Raw genomic sequence first — 8,468 nt, forward strand, 5'->3', positions numbered from 1 at the left:
GTGACTCATAATCGAGTCCCGGTCCGAATCTCGGCATGCCGAAATTCATCCCGATGAGGGGCCGTGCAGTAATGGTGTGCCGCGAAGCGGCGGGATGGCTGCCACAGAACCGTTACGGCCGTGTGGCAACTCGGAGAACACTACGGATGGGGCAGGGGCGTGTCAACCTGAGGGGCCAGGGACTCAGTCGAGGTCCTTGAGGCGGCCCTCGGCGTCCGGTTGGGCGTCCTCGACCCGACGCAGCAGGCGGGTCAGCACATCGCCCAAGCGGTGACGGTCGTCGCTCGACAGGTCCTGTAGGAGGTCCTCTTCGAAGACCGTGGCCAGGCGCATGGCTTCCAGCCACTTCTCGCGGCCTTCGTGGGTGAGTTCGACGATGACGCGGACCCGGTTGGCTTCGTCGCGCTCGCGCGTGACCAGACCTTCGCTCGCCATGCGGTCGATGCGGTGGGTCATTGCGGCCGGCGTGAGGCCGAGGCGTTTGGCGAGTTCCCCGGGGCCCAGCCGATAGGGGGCTCCGGAGACCACAAGGGCCTTGAGGACCTCCCATTCGGCGTTGCTCAGGCCGAGGGTTGCCGTCTGACGTCCGTAGGCGACGTTCATCCGCCGGTTGAGGCGCTGAAGTGCGGAGACGACCTGCTCGACCTGGGGGTCGAGGTCCTGGAACTCGCGCTGGTAGGCCGCGATCTGTTCCTCGAGGCTCGGCTCGGCCGCGTCGTGCGCCGCATCTGAGGGCTCAGGCATGCGGCGCAGTATGACACGAAAGTCATTGGCGTCGAAGTCCTTCGGTGTGTACTCTTTAACTTCGAACTTTAGTTTCGAAGTCTTCAGGGTGTGACTGTTCGGCCTTGGGTGGGTGCTGTCCTGCCCCTGTCGACTCCTGCCTCTGGTTCGTCTGGTTCGGCTTGTTCTGTTCGTTTTGACCTGACCTAGGAAGGTGAGTGTGACCACCGCGATGGGCGCCGCGTTGCGCCGGATCCAGCTGGGGAACGCGCTGAGCGCGTTCGGGAATGGCTTCACGGTTCCGTACCTGTACGTCTATGTGGCGAAGGTGCGGGATCTGGGTGCGAGTACGGCCGGTGTGGTGCTGGCCATGCTGGCCGTGGCCGCGCTGGCCGTGTTGCCGTTGACCGGTCGGGTGATCGACCGGCGGGGTCCGCTGCCGGTGGCCGTCGCGGGAACGGTCTCGGCGGCCGTCGGGTCGCTGGGGCTGGGGCTGTCCGCCACGGTGCCGCTGGTCATCGCCTCGGCGGTGGCGCTCGGTGCGGGGATCGCGGTGATCCAGCCGGCCCTGGCGACGATGATCGTGTGGTGCTCGACGACGGTGACCCGGTCGCGGGCGTTCGCGACGCAGTTCTTTCTGAACAACCTGGGGCTCGGCGTCGGCGGTCTGGTCGGCGGTCTGCTGGTCGATGAGGCCCATGCGGCGAGCTTCGTGCGGCTGTTCGGCATCGAGGCCGCGATGTTCCTGGTTCTGGGAGTCGCCATCGCGACCGTGCGGCTGCCGCGGGCGCCGAAGGTCGAGGATGCGGTGCCGACCGAGGAGCGGCCCAAGGGTGCGTGGCGGGCACTGTTCGGCGACCGGCGAATGGTGTGGCTGTGCGTGCTGGGGTTTGTGCTGTTCTTCGCCTGCTACGGGCAGTTCGAGTCGGGGCTGGCGGCGTATGCCACCGAGGTGACCCGAATACCGCCGGCCACGCTCGGTATCGCGCTGTCGGCCAATACGGCGGCGATCGTGGTGGCGCAGTTCGTCGTGCTGAAGCTGGTGGAGCGGCGGCGGCGTAGTCGGGTGATGGCCGTGGTCGGGGGGATCTGGACCGTGGCGTGGATAGCCGCCGGTCTGTCCGGGCTGGTGCACGGTGCGCCGGTGGTGGCGACGGCGCTGCTGATCTCGACGTATGCGCTGTTCGGTATAGGTGAGTCGATGCTGTCGCCGACGGTCGCCCCGCTGGTGGCCGATCTGGCGCCGGCCTCGCTGATCGGTCAGTACAACTCGGCGTTTGCGCTGGTCAAGCAGTTGGCGTTGGCCGTGGGGCCGGCAGTGGGTGCGCTGATGGTGGGGCACGGGATGGCCGTGGCGTACATCGCAATGCTGGTGGCGTGTGCCCTGGGGATCACGGGGCTGTCGTTGCGGCTGGGGCGGATGCTGCGGCCGGAACAGGACAATCCGCACCGGGCGGTGGCGGCCGTTCCGGCGCCGCGGTCGGAGCCGGTGGTCGCGGCGGCGTGAACCGCCATACGGGCCCGGACAGGGGTGGCGCGGCCTCCCTGTCCGGGCCCGTGCGCGGCCTTTCCCGCTGGTTCCTCCAGTACTTCTGGTTCCTCTGGTCCCTCTAGTTCCTTTGGTCCTCTAGACGCGTGGCAGGGCGAATTCGCACCACACCGCCTTGCCGCCGCCCGGGGTGCGGCGCGAGCCCCAGGAGGAGGCGATGGTGGCGATGATGGAGATCCCGCGGCCGGCTTCGTCGGCCGGTTCGGCGCGGCGGCGGCGCGGGAGATGGTCGTCGCCGTCGGTGACTTCGACGATCAGACGGCGGTCGGTGCGGCGCAGGCGCAGCCGCATGGGGGGCGTGCCGTGCTGGAGGGAGTTGGCGACCAGTTCGCTGGCGGCCAGGACGCCGAGGTCGTGCAGCTCGGGGGAGAAGCGCCAGGAGGCCAGGACGCCGGAGGCGAAGGCGCGGGCGCGCGGGGCCGCTTCCGTGCCGCCGTGGAGTTCGAGGGCGGCGTTGTGGAAGAGCTCGGCGTCGTGCCCGGTCCGTTCGGGGTGCTGGAGGACGAGGATGGCGACGTCGTCGTCGTGCGCGGCGGTGATGCCGAGGGAGCGCAGCAGGCGGTCGCAGACGATGTCGGGGGCTCCGCTGGCGCCCGCGAAGGCGGCTTCCAGGGCCTCCACGCCGTCGTCGATGTCCTTGTCGCGGCGCTCGACGAGGCCGTCGGTGTAGAGGACGGCGCTGCATCCGGGGCCGAGGGGGACGGAGCCGGAGGTGTGCAGCCAGCCGCCGGTGCCCAGGGGCGGGCCGGTCGGTTCGGCGGCGCGGTGGACCGTGCCGTCGGCGTCGCGGACGAGGATGGGCAGATGGCCGGCGGAGGAGTAGACCAGGCGGCCCTCGTTGGGGTCGTGGACGGCGTAGACGCAGGTGGCGATCTGGCTGGCGTCGATCTCGGCGGCGAGGCCGTCCAGCAGCTGGAGGACTTCGTGGGGCGGCAGGTCGAGGCGGGCGTAGGCGCGGACGGCGGTGCGCAGTTGGCCCATGACGGCGGCGGCGCGCACTCCGCGGCCCATGACGTCGCCGATGACGAGGGCGGTGCGGCCGGCGCCGAGGGTAATGACGTCGTACCAGTCGCCGCCGACGGCCGCGTCCGTGCCGCCGGGCTGGTAGGTGGCGGCCACCCGGAGGTCGTCGGGCTGTTCGAGCTCCTGGGGCAGGAGGGAGCGCTGGAGGGTGACCGCGGCCTCGCGCTGGCGGGCCTCGCTGGCGCGCAGGCGCTCGGCGGACTCGACCTGGTCGGTGACGTCGGCGCCGAAGACCAGTACGCCCTTGTGCGGGGCGATGCAGGCGACCTCCGGGTCGGGGGCCGGGCCGCTGGCGGCGACCTCGATGGGGGTGCAGGTGAAGGTGTAGTAGCCGTCGCGGGTGTGGTCGGCGCCGGCGCCGCCGGGGACCCGGCGGGATTTGACCGTACGGGGCTTGCCGCTGCGCAGCACCTGGTCCATGAGCGGGAGCAGGCCCAGTTCGGCGAGTTCGGGGAGGGCTTCGCGGGCGGTGTGGCCGGCGGGGCGGGGGCCGAAGACGCCGGCGTAGGCGCCGTTGACGTAGGCGATGCGGTGTTCGGGGCCGTAGACGACGGCCACCAGGGCGGGGATGGTGCCGAGGATGTCGTGGACGGAGAGCGCGTCGACGGTGGGGGGCGCGGCCGCCGGGGCCGGGGCGTCGGCGGTGGCCGGTTCGGCGCGGGCGGCGGGGACGGATCCTGTACCGGAGGCGGCCGGCGGGGCGTCCGGCTCCGGGGCGGCGGACGGCGTCGGCGCGGCGGGGCCGGCGGGCGGCGCGGCGCGGTCGGCGCGTTGGGCCGTACGCCGTTGGGTGCCGGGGAGCTTGGCGCTCCAGCGCGTGAAGATCACGGAGGGGTACCTCTTACTTCGCGTCGTCGCGCGGGATCGGGCCATCGGCATGGGGGGACTCCCCTGGGCTCCGCCCGGCCCGGGGCCGGTGGAGGGTCGGCTGGGGGCACGCTCGGCGCCCTCTGGCGGAATGCAGCAAACGTCCGGAATCCTCGCGATTGTCACTCTTCGCAGATACGAGCCCACCCATGGTCACACGTCCAGTGTGGCCGACCGGACTGACATCCGTCAGACGTCGGGGGCTCGGCGTGGAGTTCCGCACTCCGCTCCGCGCGGGCGCCCGGAGGCTGATGTGGCGTCATTCACCAGGTCGTGGCGATGTCATCAGCTGGCTTCGTTGTGCCGGCCGGTGCCCGCCGCGAGTTCGAACTCGGCGCGTGGATTCTCCAGGGAGCCGAGCGAGACGATTTCACGTTTGAACATGCCGGCGAGGGTCCATTCGGCGAGCACCCGTGCCTTGCGGTTGAAGGTGGGCACCCGGCTCAGGTGGTAGGCGCGGTGCATGAACCACGCCGGGTAGCCCTTGAGCTTGCGCCCGTAGACGTGCGCGACGCCCTTGTGCAGGCCGAGCGAGGCGACCGAACCGGCGTATTTGTGCGCGTAGTCGGTGATGTCCCCGCCCCGCAGGGTCGCCACGATGTTCTCGGCGAGCGCCTTGGCCTGCCGGAGGGCGTGCTGGGCGTTGGGGGCGCAGGTGGCGCGGGGCTCGTCGGGGGTGGCGGGCGGCTCGGCCGTCAGATCGGGCACGGCGGCCGCGTCCCCGGCGGACCAGGCGTGTTCGACGCCGTCCACCTGGAGCGCGGCGGTGCACTTGAGGCGGCCGCGGCCGTTCAGCGGGAGTTTGGTCGCGGCCAGGATGGGGTGCGGTTTGACGCCTGCGGTCCATACCAGGGTGCGGGTCGGGAAGCGGGCGCCGTCGCTGAGGACGGCGATGCGCTTCTCGCAGGAGTCCAGGCGGGTCTCCAGGCGTACGTCGATATTGCGGGCGCGCAGCTCGCGTACGGCGTAGCGGCCCATCTCCTCACCGACCTCGGGCAGGATCCGGTCGGTCGCCTCCACCAGGATCCACTTCATGTCCTCGGGCTGGATGTTGTGGTAGTAGCGCACGGCATAGCGGGCCATGTCCTCCAGCTCGGCCAGCGCCTCCACACCGGCGTAGCCGCCGCCGACGAAGACGAAGGTCAGGGCGGCGTCGCGGACGTCCGGGTCGCGGGTGGAGGAGGCGATGTCGAGCTGTTCGAGGACGTGGTTGCGCAGGCCGATGGCCTCCTCGACGGTTTTGAAGCCGATGCCGACGTCGGCAAGGCCGGGGACCGGGAGGGTGCGGGAGACGGAGCCGGGGGCGAGGACCAGTTCGTCGTACGCCACCTGGATGGCGCCCTCTCCGGTCTCCTCGGCGGCCAGGGTGGTGATGACAGCCTTGCGTTCGTCGTGGTCGATGGCGGTGACCTCGCCGATGACGACGTGGCAGTGGGGCAGCACCCGGCGCAGCGGTACGACGACATGGCGCGGGGAGATCGAGCCGGCCGCGGCCTCGGGCAGGAACGGCTGGTAGGTCATATACGGCTCGGGGTCGACCACGACGATCTCGACGGTGCCCTGCCGCAGCTCATGCTTGAGCTTCTGCTGGAGCCGGCGGGCGGTGTACATCCCGACGTAGCCGCCGCCGACCACGAGGATGCGCGCCACTTCGTTGGAAGTCCTGGAAGACACTGCCGTCACAGAGGTTCTCCTCGCGAGGTCGAGCCCGACACCACTGTTCCATGACGCACCCCGAGAGCGGCTTTGTCCACAGGCCGAACGAAATGGAGAAGCGGGGCCGGTCGGCGCGGCAGGCGGTCCCCTCGCGGGGTGCGGGGCGAGGTGTGCAGGTCAGGGCGCGGGTCGCGGGGCGGCGCGGGGTGCGCAATCGGGGCGGATCCGGTCCGTTGGGCCGATCGGGGGGCGCAGTGTGCGGAACACCCCCTTCATTCTTGACCCGGGCTCAACTATGTTCATACCTCGTTGGGGTGCACCCTCTGTCGGGATGTCCCCACAGTCAGGGCGGGGAGTCTCCGGGGGGAGACGTCATTACCGGGGGAATCACTATGCATATGCAGAGCTCTCATTGGCCGACGGCCGTTGCCATGGCGGAGATGTCGCAGAGCGGCGCGGCCGGCCAGGGACACGGGAACGGCAAGGCCGGCGGCAGTAACGGGGCAGTGGGCGCCAAGGCCGGTGCGGGTCTGACGGCCGGCGGCCGCAGCACGCCGCTACGGGTGGATGCCCAGCGGAATCTGGAGCACGTCCTGCGGGCCGCGCGTGAGGTGTTCGGTGAGCTGGGCTACGGCGCGCCGATGGAGGACGTGGCACGCCGGGCCCGGGTGGGCGTCGGCACCGTCTACCGCCGCTTCCCGAGCAAGGACGTGCTGGTCAGGCGAATAGCCGAGGAGGAGACCTCGCGGCTGACGGACCAGGCGCGCACCGCGCTCGGTCAGGAGGACGACGCATGGTCGGCGCTGTCGCGCTTTCTGCGGACGTCGGTGGCCTCAGGGGCCGGGCGGCTGCTGCCGCCGGGCATTCTGCGGGTGAGCGCGCAGTCCGAGGAGCCGGCCGAGGCCCGGGTGCCGCTCCAGCGGGTGGCGTCGGAGGCGGACGGTGCGGCCGAGGTACGGGTGGTCGCGCAGCGCGGTGCGCCGGAGGGCGAACGCGGCGAGCCGGCGGCGGCGCAGGCCCCGGAAGGCGGGCCGGACGCCGGCGAGGAGACGGCCGGGGCACAGGCGCTGCTGGAGGTCGTCGGACGGCTGGTGGAGCGCGCCAAGGCGGCCGGTGAGCTGCGGACGGATGTGACGGTGGCCGATGTGCTGCTGGTGATCGCCACGGGTGCGCCGTCGCTGCCCGACCCCTCGCAGCAGCAGGCCGCCTCGGCGCGGCTGCTGGAGATCCTGCTGGAGGGGCTGCGGTCGCGCCCCGTCGGGTGAGTTCCGGCGGCCGGATCCGTCCGGGCGGCCCCGTACGGCGGGGCCTGCGGGCGGGTCCGGCGGCCGGTGGGGTGGTGTGCGTACGGTCCGGTGGCGGATGCCCCACACGGGTGAACGCTGGTGCGGACGTACAAGAACGATCCTCGGATGAGTGGTTGCCCGACCGGCCCCTGAGGCCCGGGCGCCCGGTGTGGCACGCTTGCGCGGTGTTCCGGTGTGACGGCGTGTTCGGGGGCCTCGGCGATGGGTGTTGACGGGCGGGACGAGCGGCTCGGCCGCGAGGCCGGGGCCGGGGAGCCGGGCGCATCGGCCCCGCAGGTTCCCGGGCAGGGCGGGCCCTTGGGGGCGACTCCCCCGGCGGGCCGTGGCGGGGAGCGGCACGACCATTCCCGGGACCGTGCCGAGGACGTCAGGCACGGGGTGCCGGCGCAGCGCGACCGCTCCGAGGGGCGGGGCGGCGGCCCCGGGATCGGTCCGGCGGCCGATGGGGGCGCCGGCGAGGGCGCCGAACTTCCGCCGTCCGATGCGCAGTTGATCGCCGCCATGCGAGCGGGCGATGACGCCGCCTACGAGGAGATGTACCGCCGGCACGCCCAGGCGGTACGACGCTATGCGCGCAGCTGCTGCCGGGACACCCACACCGCGGAGGATCTGACCGGCGAGGTTTTCGCGCGCACGCTCCAGGCGGTGCGCGGCGGGGCGGGCCCCGATTCCGCGGTGCGCGCCTATCTGCTGACGACCGTGCGCCGGGTCGCCGCGGCCTGGGCGAAGACCCGGAAGCGGGAGCAGCTGGTCGAGGACTTCGCGGTGTTCGCGGTGTCCGCGGCCGGGTCGTCGATGGACGGCACGGGGTCGTTGGGCAGCGGCTTGGAGCAGGGCGCGGAGGTCCGCGCCCTGCACGAGGCCGAGCAGTCGATGGCGGTGCAGGCGTTCCGGAGTCTGCCCGAGCGCTATCAGACGGTGCTGTGGCACACCACGGTCGAGGACGAGTCGCCGAGCGAAGTCGCCCCGCTGCTCGGGCTGACCGCGAACGCCACCGCCGTTCTGGCACACCGGGCCCGCGAGGGCCTCCGGCAGGCGTATCTCCAGGCGCATGTCAGCCAGTCGCTGACGGCCGGCGGCGACTGCGCCCGGTACGCGGACCGGCTGGGGGCCTTTGCGCGGGGCGGGCTGCGGATGCGGGCCGAGCGGGGGCTGCGCAAGCATCTGGACGACTGCGCGCGGTGCCGTTCGGCGGCGCTGGAGGTCGCGGACGTCAATGAGCGGATCGGGGCGCTGCTGCCGGTCGCGGTCGTCGGGTGGTTCGCCGCGGGGTACGCGCTCAAGGGCGCGGCCGCGGCGGTGGGTGTCGCGGGGGCGGGTGTCGCGGGGGCGGGTGTCGCGGG

6 protein-coding genes are annotated in these 8,468 nt (G+C 72.1%); 3 read left to right on the plus strand and 3 right to left on the minus strand.

Annotation, left to right across the window (positions count from 1 at the left end; translation table 11 throughout):
- Window positions 1-183: 183 nt before the first annotated feature.
- Window positions 184-744 carry a MarR family winged helix-turn-helix transcriptional regulator gene (locus tag SNA_RS03775; RefSeq protein WP_030072240.1) on the minus strand — a complete coding sequence of 187 codons (561 nt, stop codon included), beginning with the start codon at window positions 742-744 and terminating at the stop codon, window positions 184-186.
- A gap of 199 nt (window positions 745-943) precedes the next feature.
- Here SNA_RS03775 and SNA_RS03780 point away from each other — a divergent pair, with 199 nt between their 5' ends.
- On the plus strand, window positions 944-2,230 hold the full coding sequence (locus SNA_RS03780) for an MFS transporter (RefSeq protein WP_030072238.1): 1,287 nt from the start codon (window positions 944-946) through the stop codon (window positions 2,228-2,230).
- Between the two features lie 120 nt (window positions 2,231-2,350).
- Here the strand turns inward: SNA_RS03780 and SNA_RS03785 are convergent, their stop codons facing one another.
- Window positions 2,351-4,123: a SpoIIE family protein phosphatase gene (locus tag SNA_RS03785; RefSeq protein ID WP_030072236.1), complete on the minus strand. Its 1,773-nt coding sequence runs from the start codon at window positions 4,121-4,123 to the stop codon at window positions 2,351-2,353.
- A 324-nt stretch (window positions 4,124-4,447) separates the two neighbouring features.
- Window positions 4,448-5,812 carry an NAD(P)/FAD-dependent oxidoreductase gene (locus SNA_RS03790; protein WP_078969659.1) on the minus strand — a complete coding sequence of 455 codons (1,365 nt, stop codon included), beginning with the start codon at window positions 5,810-5,812 and terminating at the stop codon, window positions 4,448-4,450.
- A 398-nt stretch (window positions 5,813-6,210) separates the two neighbouring features.
- On the opposite strand from SNA_RS03790, the gene SNA_RS03795 reads away from it, so the two are divergent.
- Window positions 6,211-7,083 (plus strand): TetR/AcrR family transcriptional regulator, encoded by an 873-nt coding sequence (locus SNA_RS03795; RefSeq protein WP_078969660.1) that lies wholly within the window; start codon window positions 6,211-6,213, stop codon window positions 7,081-7,083.
- A 243-nt stretch (window positions 7,084-7,326) separates the two neighbouring features.
- A partial coding sequence (locus tag SNA_RS03800) for a sigma-70 family RNA polymerase sigma factor (protein WP_044363221.1) occupies window positions 7,327-8,468 on the plus strand: 1,142 nt, incomplete at its 3' end.

Origin of the sequence: Streptomyces natalensis ATCC 27448, assembly GCF_000935125.1 — a bacterium.
In the GTDB taxonomy this organism is placed as follows: Bacteria; Actinomycetota; Actinomycetes; order Streptomycetales; family Streptomycetaceae; genus Streptomyces; species Streptomyces natalensis.

Excerpts from the sequence above, each read along its gene's own strand:
- SNA_RS03795 (WP_078969660.1), top strand. The coding sequence starts at position 6,211 with ATGCATATGCAGAGCTCTCATTGGCCGACGGCCGTTGCCATGGCGGAG.
- SNA_RS03775 (WP_030072240.1), bottom strand. The coding sequence starts at position 744 with ATGCCTGAGCCCTCAGATGCGGCGCACGACGCGGCCGAGCCGAGCCTC.